16 protein-coding genes and 1 tRNA gene are annotated in these 21,871 nt (G+C 71.3%); 1 reads left to right on the top strand and 16 read right to left on the bottom strand.

Translation table 11 applies throughout. The features are described from left to right. Positions 1-28: 28 nt before the first annotated feature. From AAW14_RS34125 to bldG, 11 genes are all read right to left on the bottom strand, one after another. Positions 29-105, bottom strand: a tRNA-Thr gene (locus AAW14_RS34125). 107 nt (positions 106-212) lie between these two features. Further along, the gene (locus AAW14_RS34120) at positions 213-1,778 is read right to left on the bottom strand and encodes an alpha/beta hydrolase (protein WP_265568320.1); all 1,566 of its coding nucleotides are present in this window, start codon (positions 1,776-1,778) and stop codon (positions 213-215) included. 353 nt (positions 1,779-2,131) lie between these two features. Continuing rightward, positions 2,132-3,337 carry a DNA polymerase III subunit delta' gene (locus tag AAW14_RS34115; RefSeq protein ID WP_265568319.1) on the bottom strand — a complete coding sequence of 402 codons (1,206 nt, stop codon included), beginning with the start codon at positions 3,335-3,337 and terminating at the stop codon, positions 2,132-2,134. A 153-nt stretch (positions 3,338-3,490) separates the two neighbouring features. Further along, complete coding sequence (tmk, locus tag AAW14_RS34110; RefSeq protein WP_265568318.1) at positions 3,491-6,784, bottom strand: dTMP kinase; 3,294 nt, start codon at positions 6,782-6,784, stop codon at positions 3,491-3,493. Positions 6,785-7,087: 303 nt separating this feature from the next. Further along, entirely contained in the window at positions 7,088-9,910 is a 2,823-nt protein-coding gene (gene topA / locus AAW14_RS34105; RefSeq protein WP_265568317.1) for a type I DNA topoisomerase, read from the bottom strand. Between the two features lie 257 nt (positions 9,911-10,167). Next, positions 10,168-10,365, bottom strand: a complete 198-nt coding sequence (locus tag AAW14_RS34100) for a hypothetical protein (RefSeq protein WP_265568316.1) — start codon at positions 10,363-10,365, stop codon at positions 10,168-10,170. A 283-nt stretch (positions 10,366-10,648) separates the two neighbouring features. Beyond that, positions 10,649-12,181, bottom strand: a complete 1,533-nt coding sequence (locus AAW14_RS34095; protein ID WP_265568315.1) for a class I SAM-dependent methyltransferase — start codon at positions 12,179-12,181, stop codon at positions 10,649-10,651. 99 nt (positions 12,182-12,280) lie between these two features. Beyond that, a complete protein-coding gene (locus AAW14_RS34090; RefSeq protein ID WP_265568314.1) occupies positions 12,281-12,886 on the bottom strand; it encodes a small secreted protein in 606 nt (201 codons plus the stop codon). Positions 12,887-13,104: 218 nt separating this feature from the next. Further along, complete coding sequence (locus AAW14_RS34085; protein WP_265568313.1) at positions 13,105-15,507, bottom strand: sodium-translocating pyrophosphatase; 2,403 nt, start codon at positions 15,505-15,507, stop codon at positions 13,105-13,107. Positions 15,508-15,835: 328 nt separating this feature from the next. Beyond that, positions 15,836-16,276 carry an ATP-binding protein gene (locus tag AAW14_RS34080; RefSeq protein ID WP_265568312.1) on the bottom strand — a complete coding sequence of 147 codons (441 nt, stop codon included), beginning with the start codon at positions 16,274-16,276 and terminating at the stop codon, positions 15,836-15,838. A 101-nt stretch (positions 16,277-16,377) separates the two neighbouring features. Further along, the gene (bldG, locus tag AAW14_RS34075; protein ID WP_010986038.1) at positions 16,378-16,719 is read right to left on the bottom strand and encodes an anti-sigma factor antagonist BldG; all 342 of its coding nucleotides are present in this window, start codon (positions 16,717-16,719) and stop codon (positions 16,378-16,380) included. A 79-nt stretch (positions 16,720-16,798) separates the two neighbouring features. Here bldG and AAW14_RS34070 point away from each other — a divergent pair, with 79 nt between their 5' ends. Beyond that, positions 16,799-19,309 carry a DEAD/DEAH box helicase gene (locus tag AAW14_RS34070; protein WP_265568311.1) on the top strand — a complete coding sequence of 837 codons (2,511 nt, stop codon included), beginning with the start codon at positions 16,799-16,801 and terminating at the stop codon, positions 19,307-19,309. Here the strand turns inward: AAW14_RS34070 and AAW14_RS34065 are convergent. The 5 genes from AAW14_RS34065 to AAW14_RS34045 all read right to left on the bottom strand — a co-directional run. Next, positions 19,215-19,658 carry an Rv3654c family TadE-like protein gene (locus tag AAW14_RS34065; protein WP_322741150.1) on the bottom strand — a complete coding sequence of 148 codons (444 nt, stop codon included), beginning with the start codon at positions 19,656-19,658 and terminating at the stop codon, positions 19,215-19,217. The two genes, AAW14_RS34070 and AAW14_RS34065, sit on opposite strands and share 95 nt — an antisense overlap. Before the next feature lie 196 nt (positions 19,659-19,854). Next, positions 19,855-20,238, bottom strand: a complete 384-nt coding sequence (locus tag AAW14_RS34060) for a TadE family type IV pilus minor pilin (RefSeq protein WP_265568310.1) — start codon at positions 20,236-20,238, stop codon at positions 19,855-19,857. Further along, positions 20,225-20,443, bottom strand: coding sequence for a DUF4244 domain-containing protein (locus tag AAW14_RS34055; protein WP_265568309.1), 219 nt, complete (start codon positions 20,441-20,443; stop codon positions 20,225-20,227). The genes AAW14_RS34060 and AAW14_RS34055 overlap by 14 nt, the downstream gene beginning before the upstream one ends. A 151-nt stretch (positions 20,444-20,594) precedes the next feature. Next, entirely contained in the window at positions 20,595-21,479 is an 885-nt protein-coding gene (locus AAW14_RS34050; RefSeq protein WP_265568308.1) for a type II secretion system F family protein, read from the bottom strand. Next, positions 21,476-21,871 (bottom strand): type II secretion system F family protein (locus AAW14_RS34045; protein ID WP_265568307.1); only part of this gene is annotated, 396 nt, incomplete at its 5' end. The genes AAW14_RS34045 and AAW14_RS34050, both read right to left, overlap by 4 nt.

The raw sequence follows: 21,871 nt of genomic DNA, 5'->3' as shown, positions 1-21,871 counted from the left end.
CTCAGAGACTGGCTGGGCTGGGGTTCAGTGGAGCCGCCTTCGGGATTCGAACCCGAGACCTACGCATTACGAGTGCGTTGCTCTGGCCATCTGAGCTAAGGCGGCACGCTGTCCGCACTATGGTGCGATCAGCAACGTCGGTAAGTCTACACAGTTTCCGAGGGTGCTCAGACCACCCCCCGGAAGCATTGCCTCCGGGGGTGGTGCGACACCTATGAGCAGCGCTTCCCCTTCGTCGGTGGGGTCCCCGTGAGCAGATACGCGTCGATGGTGGCCTCGATGCACTTGCTGCCGCGACCGTACGCGGTGTGGCCGTCGCCGTCGAAGGTGAGGAGCCTTCCGGAGTCGAGCTGGGAGGCGAGGGACTGCGCCCAGGAGTACGGGGTCGCCGGGTCCCGGGTCGTGCCCACCACCACGATCGGCGCCGCTCCCCCGGCCTCGATGCGATGGGGCTGCCCCGTCGCCCTCACCGGCCAGTACGTGCAGCTCAGGGATGCCCAGGCCAGTCCCCTGCCGAACACCGGCGAGGCCTTCTCGAACGCCGGAAGCGCCTGCTCCACCTGTTCCGGACCCGAGAACGCCGGAGGCAGGTCCAGACAGTTCACCGCCGCGTTCGCGAACATGAGGTTCGAGTAATTCCCGTTGGCGCCGCGCTCGTAGTAGCTGTCCGACAGGGCGAGCAGCCCCGCGCCGTCGTTGTCCCGCATCGCCTGCGTCAGCGCCTCGCGCAACTGGGGCCAGGACGTCTGGCCGTACATCGCGGCGATCACGCCGGTCGTGGCCAGGGCCTCCCCGAGCTTGCGGCCGCTCGCGTCGCCCGTCGGGATCGGGGACGCGTCGAGCTTGCCGAAGAACGCCTTCAGGGCGTCGCCGACCTGAGCCGGCGGGGTGCCCGGGCCGCCCAGCGGGCAGTCCGGCTGTCGCACGCAGTCCTTCGCGAACGACTGGAACGCCGTCTCGAAGCCCGCCGTCTGGTCCTCGCTGAGCCTGCGGGCAGGCAGGGACGGGTCCATTGCGCCGTCCAGCACCATGCGGCCGACCCGCTCCGGGAACAGTCCCGCGTACGTCGCCCCGAGGAATGTCCCGTACGACGCCCCCACATAGGTCAGCTTCCGGTCCCCCAGCACAGCCCGCAGGACATCCATGTCACGGGCCGCCTCGGCCGTGGAGACGTGCCGCAGCAGGTCCGGCGAGCGCTGCTCGCAGCCCTCCGCGAACCGCTTGTACGCCTCGACGAGCCGACGCGTCTCGGCCTGGTCGTCGGGCGTCATGTCGGTCTGTGTGTACGCGTCCATCTGGGGGCCCGTCAGGCATTCGATCGGCTCGCTGCGGGCCACTCCGCGCGGATCGACGGCAACCAAGTCGTAGCGGGCGCGGATCTCCGCCGGGTAGCCGATGCCCGCGTACTGCTGCAGATAGCCCACCGCCGACCCGCCCGGACCGCCGGGGTTCACCAGCAGCGAGCCGAGGGGCTTGCCCCTGCCGGTGGCCTTCTTGCGGGTGACGGCCAGTTTCACGACGCCCGAGGCCGGCTTGGCGTAGTCGCGCGGCGCCTTCATCGTGGCGCACTCGAAGCCGGGGGCTCCGCAGGCTCTCCAGGTCAGGTGCTGCGCGTAGTACGGGGCCAGGGCCGACGGTGTGGACGGGGGCTGCGCGGCCAGTGCCGCGTCCGTCGTCGCCGTGGTCGAACCCCCGGAGGAGCAGGCCGAGACGAGCAGCGCGGCGGCGGCGACCAGCGTTCCGCCCGTCCGCATCAGCTGCAATGGGCGGAGGAACATCAGCTGCAGTGGGCGGGGGAGGGGGAGCGGACGGGACGGGTGAGGACGGCGGAGACGGCAGAGACGGCGGGGGCGACGAGACGGTACGGGAATGCGCCTGATGTGCATCTCGTGAGCGTAACCCTGCGCGATGGCTCGATCGCCCTCAGTGGCAATGGCACGTCGTAAGAGTGAGGGGCACAGTGCGCGGCCGACCCAGCGGCCTCAGGGCAGCCCGCCTGCCCTCTCAAGGCCACCACCTGCCGCCAAGGCCGCAGCCTGCCTCCTCAAGGCCGCCATCTACCCCTCAAGGCCCGCGGACCCAGGCCTCGGGCTCCTGTCGCCTCAAAGGGCGACACTCGTGTCGGGCGCCGTCAGCCGGCCCGCAGCGCCATGGTCATCGCCTCGACCGCCAGCAGGGGGGCCACATTGCGGTCCAGGGCGTCCCGGCAAGCGGCGATCGCCTCGATGCGGCGGAGTGTGGACTCGGGCGTGCCCGCGCGCGCCAGGCGCTCCAGGGCGTCCTCCGCGTCCGTGTTGGCGAGGGCGACGCGGGAGCCGAGCTGAAGGGCCAGGACGTCACGGTAGAAGGCCGTGAGGTCGGTGAGGGCCTGGTCCAGGCTGTCGCGCTGCGAACGCGTTCTCCGGCGCTTCTGCCTGTCCTCCAGCTCCTTCATCACGCCCGCCGTGCCGCGCGGCATCCGGCCGCCCTGCGCCGCGCCCAGCGCCGCCTTCAGCTCCTCGGTCTCCTTGGCGTCGACCTCGTCCGCGAGTTGCTTGGAGTCCTCCGTGGCCGCGTCGACCAGCTCCTGCGCGGCTCTGAGGCAGCCCCCGATGTCATCGATCCGGAGCGGGAGCTTCAGCACGGCGGCCCGGCGGGCCCGGGCGCGCTCGTCCGTGGCCAGGCGGCGGGCGCGGTCCACATGGCCCTGTGTGGCCGATGCGGCGGCGAGCGCGGCGTGGGGCTCGATGCCGTCGCGCCGGACGAGCATGTCCGCGACCGCCTCCACGGAGGGAGTGCGCAGATTCAGATGGCGGCAGCGGGAGCGGATCGTCGGCAGGACGTCCTCCAGGGACGGGGCGCACAGCAGCCAGACCGTGCGCGGAGCGGGCTCCTCCACCGCCTTCAGGACCGCGTTGGCCGACTTCTCGTTGAGCCGCTCGGCGTCCTCGACGAGGATCACCTGCCAGCGGCCGGTCGCCGGCGACGTGAACGACTTGCGGACGGTGTCGCGCATGTCGCCGGCGAGGATCTGGGTGCCCACGGCGGCGACCGTGGTCACGTCCGCGTGCGTGCCGACCAGGGCGGTGTGGCAGCCGTCGCAGAAGCCGCAGCCGGGGGAGCCGCCGAGTGCGCGGTCGGGGCTCACGCACTGGAGTGCCGCCGCGAACGCCCGTGCCGTCTGCGTACGCCCCGCGCCGGGCGGCCCCGTGAACAGCCAGGCATGGGTCATCCTCGACGCCTCGGGCGGCGCGGCGCCGGCGGCGGCCGCGGTGACCAGGGCGTCGGCGTCACGAGCAGCCGCGTCGAGCTGCTCGCTCACCCTCTCCTGACCCACCAGGTCGTCCCACACGGTCACGGGACACCGCCTTTCCCTCGCGCTTGGCCCTGCCGCGATCCATTGTGCGGGGCACCACTGACAACGGGGCGGGGCGGACCGGTGCCGGGGGCGGAAAACCGTCGGCGCGCGACGGAGCGGCCGTGCGGGAGGAGCCCGGTGGCGGCGATCCCGTCAGCGGCCCCGTCCGCGGCCCCGGCCTTCGTCCGAGTCCTCGTCGTCGCGCGGGCCCAGCAGTTCGTCCGCCAGGGTCGGCAGATCGTCCAGCGGGGTCTCCTCCGCCCAGTCTGGTCGGGCCCTGCGCCGCGGGCGGCCCTCGGCGTCCATCTGCGGAAGCTCGCGCGTACGGTCCTCGGCCCCTTCGGGCCGCGGCCCGCGGCGCTCGTCCCGGAAGAAGCCCGGCGGCACCCGGTCCGCCGGATCCCCCGCACCGCCCTCCCGCACGGGCGGCAGCACGGCCGTCTCATCGGCGGCACCAGGCACCACAGGCGGCAGGACCGCCGTCTCGTCGGCCGCGCCCCGCGGCTGCTGCGGCCTCGGCAGCTTGGCCGTGGTCTCCGAGTCGGTCTCCCGCGCCCGCACCGGCGGCAGGACGGCGGTCTCCTCCATCGGCCCGCCCGACGCGTTCGTCGGCGTCACCAGCGGCGTGGGAACGGTGGTCTCGTTGTCCGCCCGGGAGCCGGAGGACGACGCGCCCCTGCCTGCACCAGAACCGGAAGCTCCGACACCTCCCGAACCGACACCTCCCGAACCGGCACCTCCCGAACCGGAAGCCTCAGACCCAGAAGCTCCCGAAGCGGAAACTCCCGAGCCGGAACCCTCCGAACCGGTACCGGCCGCTCCGGAAGCCGCCACGGCAGCCGAAGCCGCCGCCTCGGCCGCGGCCCGGCGGGCCTGCTCCGCCCGCAGCAGGGCCTCCTCGGCCTTCCGCTGCTTCTCCAGGCGGCGCTCCTCGGCCTCGGCCCGCAACCGGGCCTCCTCCTCGGCCTCCCGGCGCCGCCGCTCCTCCTCGGCCTTCCTGCGCGCCTCCTCGGCCGCCCGCGCCTGCTCCTCCGCAAGGAGCCGCGCCCGCTCCTCCTCGGCCCGCCGACGGGCTTCCTCGGCCCGCTGCCGGGCCTCCTCCGCCTGCCGCTCGGCCTCGCGGCGCTGCGCCTCCTCCAGCTCGCGCCGCTTGCGCTCCTCCTCCTCGGCGCGGAGCTTGGCGAGCTGCTCCTGGCGCTCGCGCTCGAGCCGCTCCTCCTCGGCCCTGCGCGCGGCCTCTTCCTCGGCCTTTCGCCGGGCCTCCTCCTCGGCCTTCCTGCGCGCCTCCTCCTGGGCCTTCACCTCGGCCTCGGAGAGCGGAAGCATCTGGTCGAGCCGGTGCCGGATCACGGTCGTGACCGCCTCCGGCTCCTGTCCGGCGTCGACGACCAGATAGCGCCCGGGGTCGGCGGCGGCCAGGGTGAGGAAGCCGGACCGCACGCGCGCGTGGAACTCGGCCGGCTCCGACTCGAGCCGGTCGGGCGCCTCGGTGAACCGCTCACGCGCGGTCTCAGGCGCCACGTCCAGCAGCACGGTCAGATGGGGTACGAGACCGTTGGTCGCCCACCGGTTGATCCGCGCGATCTCGGTCGGGGACAGATCACGGCCCGCCCCCTGGTAGGCCACGGACGAGTCAATGTACCGGTCGGAGATCACGACCGCGCCCCGTTCCAGAGCCGGCCGTACGACCGTGTCCACGTGCTCCGCGCGGTCCGCCGCGTACAGCAGCGCCTCCGCGCGGTGCGAGAGACCGGCGCTGGAGACGTCCAGCAGGATCGACCGCAGCCGCTTGCCGACCGGCGTCGCGCCGGGCTCGCGGGTCAGCACGACCTCATGCCCCTTGGCCCGGATCCACTCGGCGAGCGCCTCGGCCTGCGTGGACTTCCCGGCGCCGTCGCCGCCTTCCAGGGCGATGAAGAATCCGTTCGCCGCGGGTGCCTGTTCCGGGTCGTCGCCGCCGCGCAGTGCGTCGCGCAGGTCATGCCGCAGCGGGACCCCGGAGCGGTCGTCGACCTTGGCGAGGACCAGTGCTGCCACGGGCAGCAGCAGTGCGCCGACCAGCATCAGCGTGAAGGCGGCGCCCCCGTGTGCGAACACGAACCTGCCGTTCTCCAGCCGGTGCGGCCCGATGGCCCCGGCCACCACCGGTGCCACCAGCGCGCTGACGGCCACGCAGACCCGTACCACCGCGTGCAGATGCTCGGCCGTCCGTGCCCGGCGGTGCTCCTCGGCCTCCTGGTCGAGCAATGTGTGCCCGGTGTTGGCGGCGACACCCGCGCCGACACCCGCGAGCGCCAGGACCAGCAGCACGCTGGTGACGTCCGGGACGAGCCCGCCGACGAGCAGCGCGACCCCGGTGAAGGCGATCGCCAGTGCCAGCAGCCGGCGCCGCGACAGCGACGGCAGCACGCGGGGCGCCGTACGGATGCCGACGACCGTGCCGCCGGTCAGAGCGAGGACCAGCAGGCCGTAGGTCACCGGGCCGCCGCCCATGTCCCTGGCCTGCAGTACGGAGACGGCGACGCCGGCCGAGACCGCCGCGGCGACCGCCGCGCAGGCGAGCACCAGATGCAGGACGACGCCCGTGCGGCCCTTGTCGACGCCCGTGCCCGTCCTGGGGCGGCGCAGGCCCTCCAGCGGGGACCGCGCGCGGGGGGTGCGGGTGCCGGGCAGTTCGAGCGAGGTGGCCACCGAGAGGGAGGCGGCGAACAGCCCCGCCGCCACGTACGAGGAGAGGGCGGCCTGGTGCTGGTCGAACCAGGCGATGGCGACGCCCAGGAGGTTGTTCAGCAGCGACGCGACGACGAGCCCCGCGGCGGCCAGCGGAAACGCCACGAACGTGGTGCGCAGCGACAGACGCCGCAGGGCGTCCAGGTGGTCGGGCAGCGGGCGCACGGTCGCGCCCTCCGGGGGCGGCGCGGGCAGCAGCGCGGGCGCCGCGCTCTCCCGGCACACCGTCCAGAAACGCTCGGCGACACCGGTCACGAAGGCGGTGACCAGCAGGATCACGAGCGCGTTGCCCGGAGTCCAGTCGATCCACAGGGGGGCGACGATCAGCAGAACGGCCCGCAGTCCGTCCGCGCCCACCATGGTCCAACGGCGGTCGAGCGGCCCTTCGGGGGACGTGAGAGCCGTGAGCGGACCGAGGAGGACGGCTCCGAAGAGCAGGGTGGCGAGGACGCGCGCGCCGAAGACGGTCGCGATCGCGAACGCCACGCCCCGGTAACCACCGCCGAAGGAGCCCTCCGCGACGGCCGCCTGGAGAGTGAGCACGACCAGGACGAGCAGGGCGAGGGCATCCCCGATACCGCCCACCAGCTGGGCGCTCCACAGCCGTTTCAACTGCGGTCGGCGCAGCAGCGCGCGGACCGCGCGCTCGCGGGAATCGGCGACCAGGGCGTCGTCTGGGGCTGGAGTGTGGGCCGTTGGCTGCTCGGCTCGCGTCATGCTTTCAGCCTATCGGCAGCCACCGACAGCCCGTGGCTGCCGCCCGAACGTGCGCACGCCCTGACACCAAAGTGTTGCCGGCGCGTGCGTTTCGCGAACCGGAAATGTGCGTTTCGCGAACCGGACATGGAGGACTCCGCCCGACCGCCGAGCACTCGGCGGCGCCCCTCTGGCCCGTTCTGACCCTTTCTGGCCGGTCAAACCCCTCCTGGCCGGTCAAACCCCTCCTGGCCGGTCAAACCCCTCCTGGCCGGTCTGGCTTCTTCCGACCGGCCAGGCCTCGGGTCGTCCCTCCCCGGCCACTCACCCTTCGGCAGTGTCCTTGGACGCCGCCGTCTTCGCGGCAGCGGTCTTCTTGGCCGGCGCCTTCTTGGCCGTGGTCTTCTTCGCGGCGGTCTTCTTGGCAGCCGTCGACGCCGTCCTCTTGGCCGGCGCCTTCTTGGCGGGGGCCTTCTTCGCCGTCTTCTTGGCGGGCCCCTTGGCGCGCTTCTCCGCAAGCAGCTCGAAGCCGCGCTCCGGGGTGATCGTCTCGACACTGTCGCCGGAGCGCAGGGTCGCGTTGGTCTCGCCGTCGGTGACGTACGGGCCGAAGCGGCCGTCCTTGACGACGACCGGCTTCCCGCTGACGGGGTCCTCACCCAGCTCCTTCAGCGGCGGCTTGGCGGCCGCACGGCCACGCTGCTTGGGCTGGGCGTAGATCGCCAGCGCCTCCTCCAGCGTGATCGTGAAGAGCTGGTCCTCGGACTGCAGCGAGCGCGAGTCCGTGCCCTTCTTCAGGTACGGACCGTAGCGGCCGTTCTGCGCGGTGATCTCCTGGCCGTCGGCGTCCGAGCCGACGACACGCGGCAGGGACATCAGCTTCAGCGCGTCCTCGAGGGTCACCGTGTCCAGGGACATCGACTTGAACAGCGAGGCCGTCCGCGGCTTGACGGCGTTCTTGCCCGTCTTCGGGGTGCCCTCGGGGAGGACCTCCGTGACGTACGGGCCGTAGCGGCCGTCCTTGGCCACGATCGTGTGGCCGGTCTCCGGGTCGGTGCCCAGCTCGAAGTCGCCGCTCGGCTTGGCGAGGAGTTCCTCGGCCAGCTCGACGCTCAGCTCGTCCGGTGCCAGGTCGGCCGGGATGTCGGCGCGCTGGTGCTGCTCGGAGTCCTTCTCGCCGCGCTCGATGTACGGGCCGTAGCGGCCGACCCGCAGCACGATGTCGTTGCCCACGGGGAACGACGACACCTCGCGCGCGTCGATCGCGCCCAGGTCGGTCACCAGCTCCTTGAGGCCGCCGAGGTGGTCGCCGTCGCCGTTGCCGGCCTCTGCGGCGCCGCCTTCTCCCGTGCCCTCGCCGAAGTAGAACCGCTTCAGCCACGGCACGGCCTGCGCCTCGCCCCGGGCGATGCGGTCGAGGTCGTCCTCCATCTTGGCGGTGAAGCCGTAGTCGACGAGCCGCCCGAAGTGCTTCTCCAGCAGGTTGACCACGGCGAAGGACAGGAAGGACGGCACGAGGGCCGTGCCCTTCTTGAACACGTATCCGCGGTCGAGGATCGTGCCGATGATCGACGCGTACGTCGACGGACGGCCGATCTCGCGCTCTTCCAGCTCCTTGACCAGCGACGCCTCGGTGTAGCGGGCTGGGGGCTTCGTCGCGTGGCCGTCGGCGGTGATCTCCGCGGCGGTCAGCGCGTCACCCTCGTTGACCTGCGGCAGCCGGCGCTCGCGGTCGTCGAGCTCGGCGTTCGGGTCGTCGGCGCCCTCGACGTACGCCTTCAGGAAGCCGTGGAAGGTGATCGTCTTGCCGGACGCGCTGAACTCGGCGTCCCGCCCGTCGGCGGCGGTGCCACCGATCCTCACGGTGACCGAGTTGCCGGTCGCGTCCTTCATCTGGGAAGCGACGGTCCGCTTCCAGATCAGCTCGTAGAGCTTGAACTGGTCGCCGGTCAGACCCGTCTCGGCCGGGGTGCGGAAACGATCACCCGAGGGCCGGATCGCCTCGTGCGCCTCCTGGGCGTTCTTGACCTTGGCCGCATACGTACGCGGCTGCTGCGGCAGGTAGTCGGCGCCGTACAGCTGCGTGACCTGGGCGCGGGCGGCGGAGATCGCCGTGTCCGACAGGGTCGTGGAGTCCGTACGCATGTACGTGATGAAGCCGTTCTCGTACAGCTTCTGCGCGATCTGCATGGTCGCCTTGGCGCCGAAGCCGAGCTTGCGGCTGGCCTCCTGCTGCAGCGTCGTCGTACGGAACGGCGCGTACGGCGAGCGGCGGTACGGCTTGGACTCGACCGAGCGCACCGAGAACCGCGTGTTCTCCAGTGCGGCGGCCAGCGCCCGGGCGTTCTGCTCGTCCAGGTGGAGTGTGTTCGCGCTCTTCAGCCGGCCCAGCGAGTCGAAGTCACGGCCCTGGGCCACGCGCCTGCCGTCGACCGTTGTCAGCCGCGCCACCACCGAGGACGGGTCGGACGGGTCGCCGGCGCGGCCGGTGCCGAAGGTGCCGGTCAGGTCCCAGTACTCGGCGGAGCGGAACGCCATGCGCTCCCGCTCCCGCTCCACGACGAGGCGGGTCGCCACGGACTGCACACGGCCTGCCGACAGCCGCGGCATGACCTTCTTCCACAGGACCGGCGAGACCTCGTAGCCGTAGAGACGGTCGAGGATGCGCCGGGTCTCCTGCGCGTCGACGAGCCTCTGGTTCAGCTCGCGCGGATTGCTCACGGCCTCCTGGATCGCGTCCTTGGTGATCTCGTGGAACACCATCCGCTTGACCGGGACCTTGGGCTTCAGCACCTCCTGGAGGTGCCAGGCGATGGCCTCGCCCTCGCGGTCCTCATCGGTGGCGAGGAAGAGCTCGTCGGATTCACGCAGCAGATCCTTGAGCTTCTTGACCTGCGCCTTTTTGTCGGCGTTGACGACGTAGATCGGCTGGAAGTCGTGTTCGACATCCACGCCGAGGCGTCGCACCTCGCCGGTGTACTTCTCGGGGACCTCCGCGGCCCCGTTGGGAAGGTCGCGGATGTGCCCGACGCTCGCCTCGACGGTGTAGCCGGGGCCGAGATAGCCCTTGATCGTCTTCGCCTTGGCAGGCGACTCGACGATGACGAGTCGGCGGCCGCCCTGTGCGGTCTCGCTGGTCGGGGACAACTTCGCTCTTCTCTCCGGTCGACGCTGGGGCCTCCCCAGGCCTTCGTCCCGGGGTCATTCATTGGTGACGCTGCGGAGTGTGACGGTACATCCCGCCCCCGTGTCAAACGGGAAAAGCCCGCAACGGCCACTCGAACGGTAACCCGACTACCGGTATTCCTGCCGCCCGGAGTGTCCACCGGCACTTTCGGCCCTATCCGGAGCGTGATCTCCCAGTCACGGGCGTGGCTGCCACCGGACGACCGGGAACCGTGATGTCAGAGGCGCATCAAGCACCAGACCCCGGCGGTGATCGCGGCGACTATGGCGAGACCGGCGAGGGCGGCGGATGCGATGTGGCTCACACCCTCGGCGACCGCCTCGCGGCGGTGCAGCCGGGTCGCCGTCCACGTCAGAAGCCCACCGCCGAACAGGGCGAACACCGTGCCCGCGAAGATCGCCGGCCCGCTCTCCATGTCCTGTACCTCCGGCCCCGGGACTGCCCTGGAGACGGCAGGTTGGCACGCGCGCGAAGCGGGAGCGCGAACCGGGGGTGAACGCCCGGCGGGCACTCCGGGATCGCGCGCCCCCTTGATCGCCAGGGCAGGATTCCGGGGGTCACGAGCCGCCAGAGCAGGATTCCGTGGGCCACGACGGCACGCGCGCGTACAAGTCACCCGCCGCGCCCGGCGCCGCAAGGATGTTGGCCGGTTTCCCGTCCTTTGGACGGAACTCCTTGCCGGGGCGCCACGCGCTCCGTTACCGCGCGGGCTCGAGGAATCCCTGTTCGACCAGCAGCCGGATCTGCGCGGGTGTCCGGTCGCGCAGCAACACGGGGTCCTCCCCCACCAATTGGGCAATGGCGTCGAGGATGCGCCCCGCGCTCAGCGTGCCGTCGCAGACACCGGCGAAGCCCGCGCCGACCGTGTCCACCCTGGTGGCACGGCGCATCCCGCGGTTCTGGCGCAGCACGACGTGCTCCGGGTCCTCCGCGCCGGGCAGCCCGACCTGCTCCTGGACGACCTCGGCGGCGAGCCTGAAGTGCCCGGCGAGCAGGGCCGCGTCGTCGTGCGCCCGCAGGTAGTCGATGCGGTCGAAGTGTGCGCGTACCGTGTCGCCGAGCGGCTGTTCGACCGGGTGCGGCCACTCCTCGACCGTGATCGACGGCTCGGCGGCGTCCGTCCTGTGCAGCGCGATCCAGCCGAAGCCGACCGCCCGCACCTTGCGCGCCTCGAACTCGTCCAGCCACGCGTCATACCGCGCCTGGTACTCGGCGGTGTCCCCACGGTGGTCGCCCGCGTCCCGCAGCCACAACTCGGCGTACTGCGTGATGTCCTGGACCTCGCGCTGCACGATCCAGGCGTCGCAGCCGCGCGGCACCCACGAGCGCAGCCGGTCCTGCCAGTCCTCCCCTTCCACGTGCTGCCAGTTGGCGAGGAACTGCGCGAACCCGCCCCCATTCAGCCGCTGCCCCGCCTGCTGAACGAGCGTGCGGCACAGATCGTCCCCGGCCATGCCTCCGTCGCGGTAGGTGAGCCGGGCGCCGGGCGAGATCACGAAGGGCGGGTTCGAGACGATCAGGTCGTACGTCTCGTCGTCCCGGATCGGTTCGAACAGCGAACCCCGGCGCAGGTCGGCGGTCGGAGCGCCGGAAAGCGCCAGCGTGAGCGCGGCGATCTGCAGGGCACGCGGGTTGACGTCGGTCGCGGTCACGCGCGTGGCGTGCTGGGCGGCGTGCAGCGCCTGGATCCCGGAGCCGGTGCCGAGGTCGAGGGCGGAGCCGACGGGCGTCCGTACGGTGATCCCCGCGAGGGTGGTGGAGGCACCGCCGACCCCCAGCACGACCTCGGCGTCCGCCTGACGGCCCCGGCTGTCGATGCCGCCCGCCCCGCCGACCGCGCACCCCAGATCGGACACGATGAACCAGTCCTCGCCGCCCGGTCCTCCGTACGGCCGCACATCCACGGTGGCGGCGACCTCGTCCCCGCCGGTGCGCACCAGCCAACCGGCGTCCGCGCACGCGTCGAGGGGCAGGACGCCCTCCACGCGCGCGTGCGGCACGGGCTGTTGCAACAGGAACAGCCGTACGAGCGTTTCCAGCGGCGTGTCCCCGCGTGTCGCCCGGAGCGCGGGGACGGTCTCGCTCCGCGCGAGCGCCGCGTACGCGGGCGCCCCGAGCAGTTCGAGCAGCCCGTCGGCAGTGAAGTTGGCCGCGAGAAGGGCGTCCCGCAGCCGAGCGGTGACGTCGGCGCGGTCGGTGGGGGGCAGGGTGGCCAGACTGGAGTTACTCACGCCCCCATTGTGGCGCGGGGAACCCGCTCCGCGGCGTTACCTCTGTGGGCGGTCGTTTCGCCGAGGCACTGCGGCCCCATGCCCTTGGAATCGCGCCGCTCAGCCGGACGTGGCCGGAGCCGAAGCCGACGCGGACGCGCTCTTGCAGCTCTCCTGTCGCGTCATCGCCTTCCCCACATCGCCGGCCTCCAGCTGCCGCAGCGCGTCGTTCCCGCTCTTGCTCAGCTTGTCGAGCTGCGTCGCGATGCCCTTGAGCCCGTCGGCGAACTTCCCCTGGTCCTTCGTGTCGAGCCCGTCCACCTGCTTCTTGAGATCGGCGTAGGACGTGGAGATGCCGTTGAGCTCCGTGACCGCGTTCTTCTGCTTCGTCGCGCCGTCGGACACGTTCGGCGCCCCCGCCTTCTCGACGGCCGCCCCGATCGATTTGTAGGCGTCGGACATGTTCTGGAATGCCAGGGAGTCCGTCTTCTGGACCTGCTCCGGCGTGCTGTTGTCCGAGGTCTCCTTCTGGATCGCGGTGCTGGCGTCCGCGATCTTCTTGGCCTGCGGCTGCACCGCGTCGCACACCTGCTTGGCCCAGGAGTTCAGCTTGTCGTCCGTCGCACCGCTCTTGTTGCTGGTGCATGCGGACAGCGCCAGTACCAGTACCGCACCGCCGGACAGTGCGGCCGCGAGCTTCTTGTTCACCGGTTTGGTCCCTTCCATGGCTCTCTCGGCCCCGGAACATACACGCCAATCGGGCGACACCCGCGTGCCGAATGTCGCTTCTGGAGGCTTTTGCAGCCATTTGCACCAAGCGAGAGAAGGCTCACGAAGAGGGGGGTGAACACAGTCAGGGCGGGCGCACGGCAGCAGAGGAGCGCCGTACGCCCGCCCAATGACCCGTACCTGACCAGGTGGAAGAGCGGGTGCCGTTGAACCGGCTATGAAACCACCGCAGGATCGGCCGCCTTGGACACCCTCTCGGCGTTGCCTTCGTCACCCACGGCGATCCCGCGCCGCTTGGAGATGTACACCGCGCCGACGATCACGAGGAATGCCAGCGCAGCAATCAGGATCCTTACGCCGAGACTCTTGTCGCTGCCGTACGAGAACTTGACGACCGCAGGAGCGATGAGCAGTGACACCAGATTCATCACCTTCAGCAGCGGGTTGATCGCCGGCCCGGCGGTGTCCTTGAACGGGTCGCCGACCGTGTCGCCGATCACCGTCGCGGCATGCGCCTCGCTGCCCTTGCCTCCGTGGTGGCCGTCCTCGACCAGCTTCTTGGCGTTGTCCCAGGCACCACCGGAGTTGGCGAGGAACACCGCCATCAGCGTCCCGGTGCCGATCGCACCCGCCAGGTACGCGCCGAGCGCACCGACGCCGAGCGTGAACCCGATGGCGATGGGCGCCATGACCGCGAGCAGACCGGGTGTGGCCAGCTCCCTGAGGGCGTCCTTGGTGCAGATGTCGACGACCTTGCCGTACTCCGGCTTCTCGGTGAAGGTCATGATTCCCGGCCGCTCACGGAACTGACGCCGCACCTCGAAGACCACCGCGCCCGCCGCCCGCGACACCGCGTTGATCGCCAGCCCCGAGAAGAGGAAGACGACCGCCGCGCCCGCGATGAGGCCGACCAGATTGTTCGGCTGCGAGATGTCCATGACCAGGCTCATCGGTCCGCCGTCGCCGACCTTCTGGCCCACGTCCTCCGCGGCCGTGGTGATCGCGTCGCGATACGAGCCGAAGAGTGCGGAGGCCGCGAGGACGGCCGTGGCGATGGCGATGCCCTTGGTGATCGCCTTGGTCGTGTTGCCGACGGCGTCCAGGTCGGTGAGCACCTGCGCGCCCGAACCCTCGACATCGCCCGACATCTCGGCGATGCCCTGTGCGTTGTCGGAGACCGGACCGAACGTGTCCATGGCCACGATCACACCGACCGTGGTGAGCAGCCCGGTACCGGCCAGCGCCACCGCGAACAGCGCGAGCATGATCGACGTACCGCCGAGCAGGAACGCCCCGTACACGCCCAGTCCGATCAGCAGCGCGGTGTAAACGGCCGATTCGAGACCCACTGAGATACCGGCGAGGACCACGGTGGCCGGGCCGGTCAGCGAGGTCTTGCCGATGTCCCGCACCGGACGGCGGGTGGTCTCGGTGAAGTAGCCGGTCAGCTGCTGGATCAGGGCGGCGAGCACGATGCCGATGGCCACTGCGACCAGTGCGAGGATCCGCGGATCACCGCTCCTGGCCCGGATCGCCGCGTCGGTGACGCCCTTGAGATCGGCGTACGACGACGGCAGATAGCTGAAGACGGCAGCGGCGACCAGCGCCAGCGAGATCACCGCGGAGATGAAGAAGCCCCGGTTGATCGCGGACATGCCACTGCGGTCGGCGCGACGCGGAGCCACCGCAAAGATGCCGATCATCGCGGTCACGACCCCGATCGCAGGGACGATCAGCGGGAACGCCAGCCCGGAGTCACCGAACGCCACCTTGCCGAGGATCAGCGCGGCGACGAGCGTCACGGCGTACGACTCGAAGAGGTCGGCCGCCATGCCCGCACAGTCGCCGACGTTGTCGCCCACGTTGTCGGCGATGGTCGCGGCATTGCGTGGATCGTCCTCCGGAATGCCCTGCTCGACCTTGCCGACCAGGTCGGCGCCGACGTCGGCGGCCTTGGTGAAGATGCCGCCGCCGACACGCATGAACATGGCGATCAGCGCGGCGCCCAGGCCGAAGCCCTCCAGGACCTTCGGCGCGTTCGCCGCGTACACCAGCACGACACAGGAGGCGCCCAGCAGACCGAGCCCCACCGTGAACATGCCGACGACGCCACCCGTGCGGAAAGCGATCTTCATCGCCTTGTGCGATACCGCGGTCAGGTCCTTTTTCGGCTCACCCTTCGCCGGGGTCGCCTCGCGCGCCGCCGCGGCAACCCGCACATTGCTCCTTACGGCGAGCCACATGCCGATATAGCCGGTGGCCGCCGAGAACGCCGCGCCGATCAGGAAGAACACCGACCGGCCGGCGCGCTGATTCCAGTCGTCCGCGGGCAGCAGCATGAGCAGGAAGAACACGACCACGGCGAATACGCCGAGCGTGCGCAGCTGCCGGGCCAGATAGGCGTTCGCACCTTCCTGGACCGCCGCCGCGATCTTCTTCATGCTGTCGGTGCCCTCGCCGGCCGCGAGCACCTGACGCACCAGAATCGCGGCGACCGCGAGGGCCGCGAGGGCGACGGCCCCGATGATCACCACGATCAGGCGGTTGCTGTCGGTCAGGACCGCAGCTGCGAGGGTAGTGGGATGGTCAAACTGTTGAGGGGTAGAAAGCCCCGCCATTCGTCCTCCTTGACGCTTGGGCTGAGCTCAAGATGTGGACGGATTGTAGGTACCGGAACCTGATCAAAACAGTGCGCGGTAAACGGAATTAGCCTTCACATGCTCTTCAGCAGAAGATCGCACGCAAGTCATAGAACCCGAAAGGGGTAATGCCCCAAAACCATTGACCAGATGGTCACGTGATCAAAATATCGCGGGATTGATCGTGAAGCAATTCACGAATTCCCGGTACGACTGTACAAAAAGAAGGGCCCTGCACAGGCAGGGCCCTTCGAAACCGTACGAGAGGTACGAGGAAAAAGGGAGGTGTACGAGGCTACGAGGCCGGTCAGGCAGAGAGCGTGGCGGGCGGCGTGGTCGGCCAGCTCATCCTGATCAGTCCGCCGTACTCCCCGGCGGAGACCTCGACGTCGTCGACGAGACCACTGATGACCGCGAGGCCCATCTCGTCCTCCTCGGCCTCCGCGTCCGTGGTGCCGGCGCCGGTGGAACCCGGCGTGCCGTCACCGGACACCATGTGTGGCGCCTCGTCACCGACCTCGATGGAGAACTGCTTCTCCTCCTCGGTCAGCAGCACCCGCACCGGCGCCGAGATGCCGTTGCTCTGGTGCAGTCCGACGGCCCGGGTGCAGGCCTCACCGACGGCGAGCCTGACCTCGTCGAGTACGGCCTCCTCCACTCCGGCCCTGCGCGCCACCGCTGCCGCCACAAGCCGGGCGGTCCTGACGTGCTCGGGCAGCGCGCTGAAGCGGAGTTCAACGGTGGCCATGCATCCCCCTCGGAACTCGGGCGTGCGGTCGGGGGGCCGGGCCGCCGGGGCCCGGTCCCCGTCTTACTCCGGCCTCCGGGCGCTGCGGCCCGGGGGCCGGGTCAGTCGGTGGCCGCCACCGCTTCCTCGACCGAGGTGTGGATGGGGAACACCTTGGTGAGACCGGTGATGCGGAAGATCTTGAGAATGCGCTCCTGGTTGCACACCAGACGCAGGGAGCCCTCATGGGCCCGAACACGCTTCAAGCCGCCCACCAGCACGCCGAGCCCGGTGGAGTCGAGGAAGTCGACGCCCTCCATGTCGACGACGAGGTGGAAATTCCCGTCGTTCACCAGCTCGACCAGCTGCTCGCGCAGCTTGGGCGCGGTATATACGTCGATTTCGCCACCGACCTCGACGACCGTACGATCGCCGACGGTACGGGTCGACAGGGACAGGTCCACGGATCCTCCAGCACCTTGCTATCGAGCGGTCGCCCCTCGGGACACCTCGGCAGAGCCCCGGGACGGTTCGCCAGCCGCGATGGCATTCAATCACTTACCGGCAGGCGTGCACGACGCCTTGGCCCCATTGTCCGTCACGCCAGTGACAGACTCGGTGCCGATGGCCAAGAATCACCGATCCGATCGACCCTCGGCGGGCGTGTCCCGCCTCTCGCCGGGCGCACTCCTTGACCGGCTCGCCTCGGGACCGAGCCGGGCTTCGCGCATCACTCATACGGAGCACTTGCCCCCGCGGGCGGCTCGCCATGCCCTCTGGCCGGACCGGATCCGCGCCGAGGTCATCGCGGCCGTCCAGACCGCCGGTATCGAGCACCCCTGGGCCCACCAGGCACTCGCCGCCGAGCACGCCCTGGACGGCGACTCGGTGGTCGTCGCCACGGGCACGGCTTCGGGCAAGTCGCTCGCCTACCTCGTACCGGTGCTGTCGTGCCTTCTGGACGGTGCCGAGGCCCCGAACGGACGTGGTGCCACGGCTTTGTACCTCGCCCCGACGAAGGCCCTCGCGGCGGATCAGTGCCGCTCCGTGAAGGAACTTTCACAACCTTTGGGCGCGTCGATCCGCCCCGCGGTCTACGACGGCGACACGCCGCCGGAGGAACGCGAATGGGTGCGCCAGTACGCGAACTACGTCCTTACCAACCCCGACATGCTGCACCGCGGCATATTGCCCTCACACCCGCGCTGGTCCTCCTTCCTCCGCGCCCTGAAGTACGTCGTCATCGACGAGTGCCACACCTATCGCGGCGTCTTCGGCTCCCACGTCGCCCAGGTCCTGCGCCGTCTGCGCCGCCTCTGCGCCCGCTACGGGGCCTCGCCCGTCTTCCTGCTGGCCTCGGCGACCGCAGCCGAGCCGTCGGTGGCCGCACGCCGCCTCACCGGGCTCCCGGTCGTCGAGGTGGCGGACGACGCCTCCCCGCGCGGCGAGCTGGTCTTCGCCCTCTGGGAGCCCCCGCTCACCGAGCTGCACGGCGAGAAAGGCGCGCCCGTCCGGCGTACGGCCACCGCCGAGACCGCCGACCTGCTGACCGACCTGACCGTGCAGGGCGTGCGCTCGGTCGCCTTCGTCCGCTCACGCCGCGGCGCCGAGCTGATCTCGGTGATCACCCAGGAGCGCCTGGCCGAGGTCGACCGCTCCCTGGCCCGGCGCGTGGCCGCTTACCGTGGCGGCTACCTCCCCGAGGAGCGCCGCGCCCTCGAACGCGCCCTCCACTCCGGCGAGCTCCTCGGCCTCGCCGCCACCACCGCCCTGGAGCTCGGCGTCGATGTCTCCGGCCTGGACGCCGTACTCATCGCCGGCTACCCGGGGACGCGGGCGTCACTGTGGCAGCAGGCGGGCCGCGCCGGCCGCTCGGGGCAGGGAGCCCTCGCCGTCCTGGTCGCCCGCGACGATCCGCTGGACACGTTCCTCGTCCACCACCCCGAGGCGCTCTTCGACCAGCCGGTGGAATCCACGGTCCTCGACCCGGACAATCCGTACGTACTCGCCCCGCACCTGTGCGCTGCTGCCGCCGAACTCCCGCTGACGGAGGAGGACCTGGACCTGTTCGGTCCCGCCTGTCCGGAGCTGCTGCCGCAACTGGAGGCCGCGAAGCTGCTGCGCCGCCGGACGAAAGCCTGGCACTGGACACGCCGGGAGCGGGCTGCAGACCTCACGGACATCCGCGGGGAGGGCGGTCGCCCCGTCCAGGTCGTCGAGGCCGGCACCGGGCGGCTGCTCGGCACGGTCGACGCGGGCGCGGCGCACACGACGGTGCACGAGGGCGCGGTCCATCTGCATCAGGGCCGCACCTATCTGGTGCGGTCGCTCGACCTGGAGGACTCCGTCGCCCTGGTCGAGGAGGCCGGCCCGTCGTATTCGACGGTGGCCCGTGACACGACCTCCATCTCCGTCCTGGAGACCGACATCGAAGTCCCCTGGGGCGAGGGCCGGCTGTGCTACGGCTCCGTCGAGGTCACCAACCAGGTCGTCTCCTTTCTGCGTCGGCGCCTCATCACCGGTGAAGTGCTGGGCGAGACGAAACTCGACCTCCCTCCTCGTACTCTGCGCACCCGTGCCGTGTGGTGGACGGTCACCGGGGACCAGCTCGATCGGGCCCGGATCAATCCAGAGATCCTCGGCGGCGCCCTGCACGCCGCCGAACACGCCTCGATCGGCATGCTCCCGCTCTTCGCCACCTGTGACCGCTGGGACATCGGAGGCGTCTCCGTCCCGCTCCACCCGGACACGCTCCTGCCCACGGTCTTCGTGTACGACGGCCACCCGGGCGGCGCGGGCTTCGCGGAGCGCGCCTTCCACACGGCCCGTGCCTGGCTGACCGCCACCCGCCAGGCCATCGCCTCCTGCGAGTGCGAGGCGGGCTGCCCCTCCTGCATCCAGTCCCCCAAGTGCGGCAACGGCAACGATCCGCTGCACAAGAGGGGGGCCGTGCGGCTCCTCACGGTGCTGTTGCGCGGGGCGCCGGAGGAGTCGGGGTGCGAGGCGGGGGCCACTTTCCCGTCCGCGGCTCCGCCGGACCGGCTCTCGCCCTGACCTCCACGGTGAAGGGTCCCGCGACCGACGACGCCGTGACATCGGAGACCTCGCCCACCACGGCGCACCGCACGAGCCGACTGCCCTGGGCCACCGCGACGCGGCCCGCCGTGGCGCACGCGACCTCACCGCCCTCCATCCAGTGGTCGGCGGCCGCGAGCGCCGCCAGGTCGGCCGCACCCGCCGCACGATGCCGGACCAGCACGGCCTCCCCCTGGGCCAGCAGCACCCCGAACACGGCACAGACGGCGCCGATCATGCACACGGCCCAGACGGTCGCCGAGCCTCGGTCCGAACAGGCCTCCTCCACACGGGCGTTCAGGGCGCCCGCCAGTGGACAGCGCCGCACCCACGCCCACCTCCCCGCTCGTTGAGGCCACTTCACCGCTCCACCCCCCTTCCTTCTCCAGCGCCACCTCGTCGCCGAACCGCATCTCTTCGCCGAACGCCATTTCTTCGCCTCCTTCGCCGCCCCACACCCTTTCGCTGCCCCACACCCCTTCATCGGTCCACGCCCACGCGCCGGTTCATGTCTCTTCACCGATTCACCCCACCGTGTCCTCAGCCAACGCCACCGCCTCATGGCGCAGTTCGAGAGGCAGCCCGTCCGGACCCGGTGGACGGGCGACGACCAGCACATGCACCAGGTCGCCCTGCCGGCTCACCGTGACCCTCGCGCCGTCCGGCGCCGCCTGCCGCGCCATCTCCTGGACCACACCCGGCGGCTCCTGCCGAGCCGCCGCCCGAGCCCCCGCCCGGGCCGCGTCCACGCATTGGATCTGCGCGGACGCGGCCAGCAGGGCCCAGACGAGGGCCATCGCGAAGAGCACCAGGGCGGGCAGCACGACCGCGGTCTCCGCCGTCACGAACCCGCGGTCCCTTCCGAGACTCCTTCTCCGGCACCCCCGTGACCCGTTACATCCGGGCATCGAGGGCCCGCTTCACGATGTTCTGCAGCTCAGCGCTGACCTGCCCGCTCGTCAGTACCTTGTAGAGGACCGCCGCGAAGGCCACCGCGGCGATGATCCCGACCGCGTACTCGGACGTGACCATGCCCCCGTCCGCGCGCACCGCCGCCCGTACCCGGCGTACCAGCGCACGCATCCGGGCCCGTACTCGTACCGCCCTGCCCATGCCAACCCCCGTGAATTCCCGTTTCGTTGCTCGGTCATGTGTTGTCTTGTCATGTCGCGTTCTGTCCGATCCGTGGGCCCGGCGAGTCCCGTCCGGCTCCCTGCTCCGGCTCTGTGGTCCCGACGCGGCCTTCACCGTGTGCCGTGCACTGTCATCCGCCACCCCCTCCCAGCAGCCCTCCGGCGAGCCCGATGACGACGGGCAGCACCCCGACGGTGATGAATGCGGGCAGGAAGCACAGCCCCACCGGGGCGGTGACCATGACACCGGCGCGGCGCGCCCGGGCCGTGGCCGCGCGGCTCCACTCTGCGCGGGCCTCTGTCGCGAGGCGTCCGACCGGGACGGCCGCCGGCACGCCCGAATCACCCGCCCGTTCCAGGAGGCGCGCCAGTGCTGCGGCGCCGGGAAGGGCGGCGAGCCGCCGCCATGCGTCGGACGGTTCGGCCCCGAGCCTTACCTCGGCCGCACCCTGTGCCAGCCGTCCGCCGACCGGTCCCTCCAGTGCCTCGCCCACCGCCTGAGCCGCCGACACCGGGCCGGCGCCCGCCGCGATACACGCCGCCAGCAGGTCCGCTGCCAACGGGAGCTGCCGCGCCACCGCCACTGGGTCGTACTCCCCGGCGAGCCGGTCGCGCTCCTGCCGGACCCGCCACCGCGCCACGAGGATCCCGGTGGTCAGCCCGACCGCCGCCCCACCGAGCCCCCCGATCACCACCCAGCCGGCGCACAGCGCACCCGCGACCGGCAGCCAGCGCCGCACGGTGCCTCGTGTCCCGGCCTCCCGTCGCGGGGCCTCCCGCCCCCCGCTCCCCGACCCCTTCGGCAAGGCGGCCCGCGTCCTGAGGCCCCACCGTCCAGGCAGCACCGCCAACGGCCGCACCCTCCGCTCCTGGTGCACACCACCCGGCCCCAGCACCGCCTCGAGTCGGAGCCGCACCCTCCGCTCGCGCCGTGCGACGGTGAGCGCCCACGCCGGCCGCCCCAGTGCCAGCACCCCGCACACAACCCCCAGCCTGTGGACAAGGTCCGCGCTCATCCCGCCTCCGCTCCTCGTACGATCCGCAGCGCCCACCACAACCCCGCGCCCTCCAGCACACCGCCGACCGTCAGACAGGCCAGTCCGACGCCGGTGTGCAGCAGCACATGGAGCGGGTGTGCTCCGAGTGCGGTCCCCAGCAACAGCCCGAGCACCGGCAGGCCCGCGAGCAGGACCGCCGTCGACCGGGCACCCGCCAACTGGGCACGCAGATCGGCTCGTTGATCGCGCTCGGCACGCAGAGCCGCCTCCAGCCGATCGAGCCCGGCGGCCAGTCCCGCGCCCCGGTCGACGGCCACCCGCCAGCACGCGGCGAGCCCCGACAGCCCGTCGGCGCCCGGCTGCCGTGCCGCGTCCGCGAGCGCGCCCGGCACATCCCCGCCGAACCGCGC

Source organism: Streptomyces hygroscopicus, assembly GCF_026168105.1.
Classification (GTDB): domain Bacteria; phylum Actinomycetota; class Actinomycetes; order Streptomycetales; family Streptomycetaceae; genus Streptomyces; species Streptomyces hygroscopicus_D.
The sequence above is the reverse complement of the archived record's forward strand: the minus strand, read 5'-3'. Positions and strand labels throughout refer to the sequence as shown.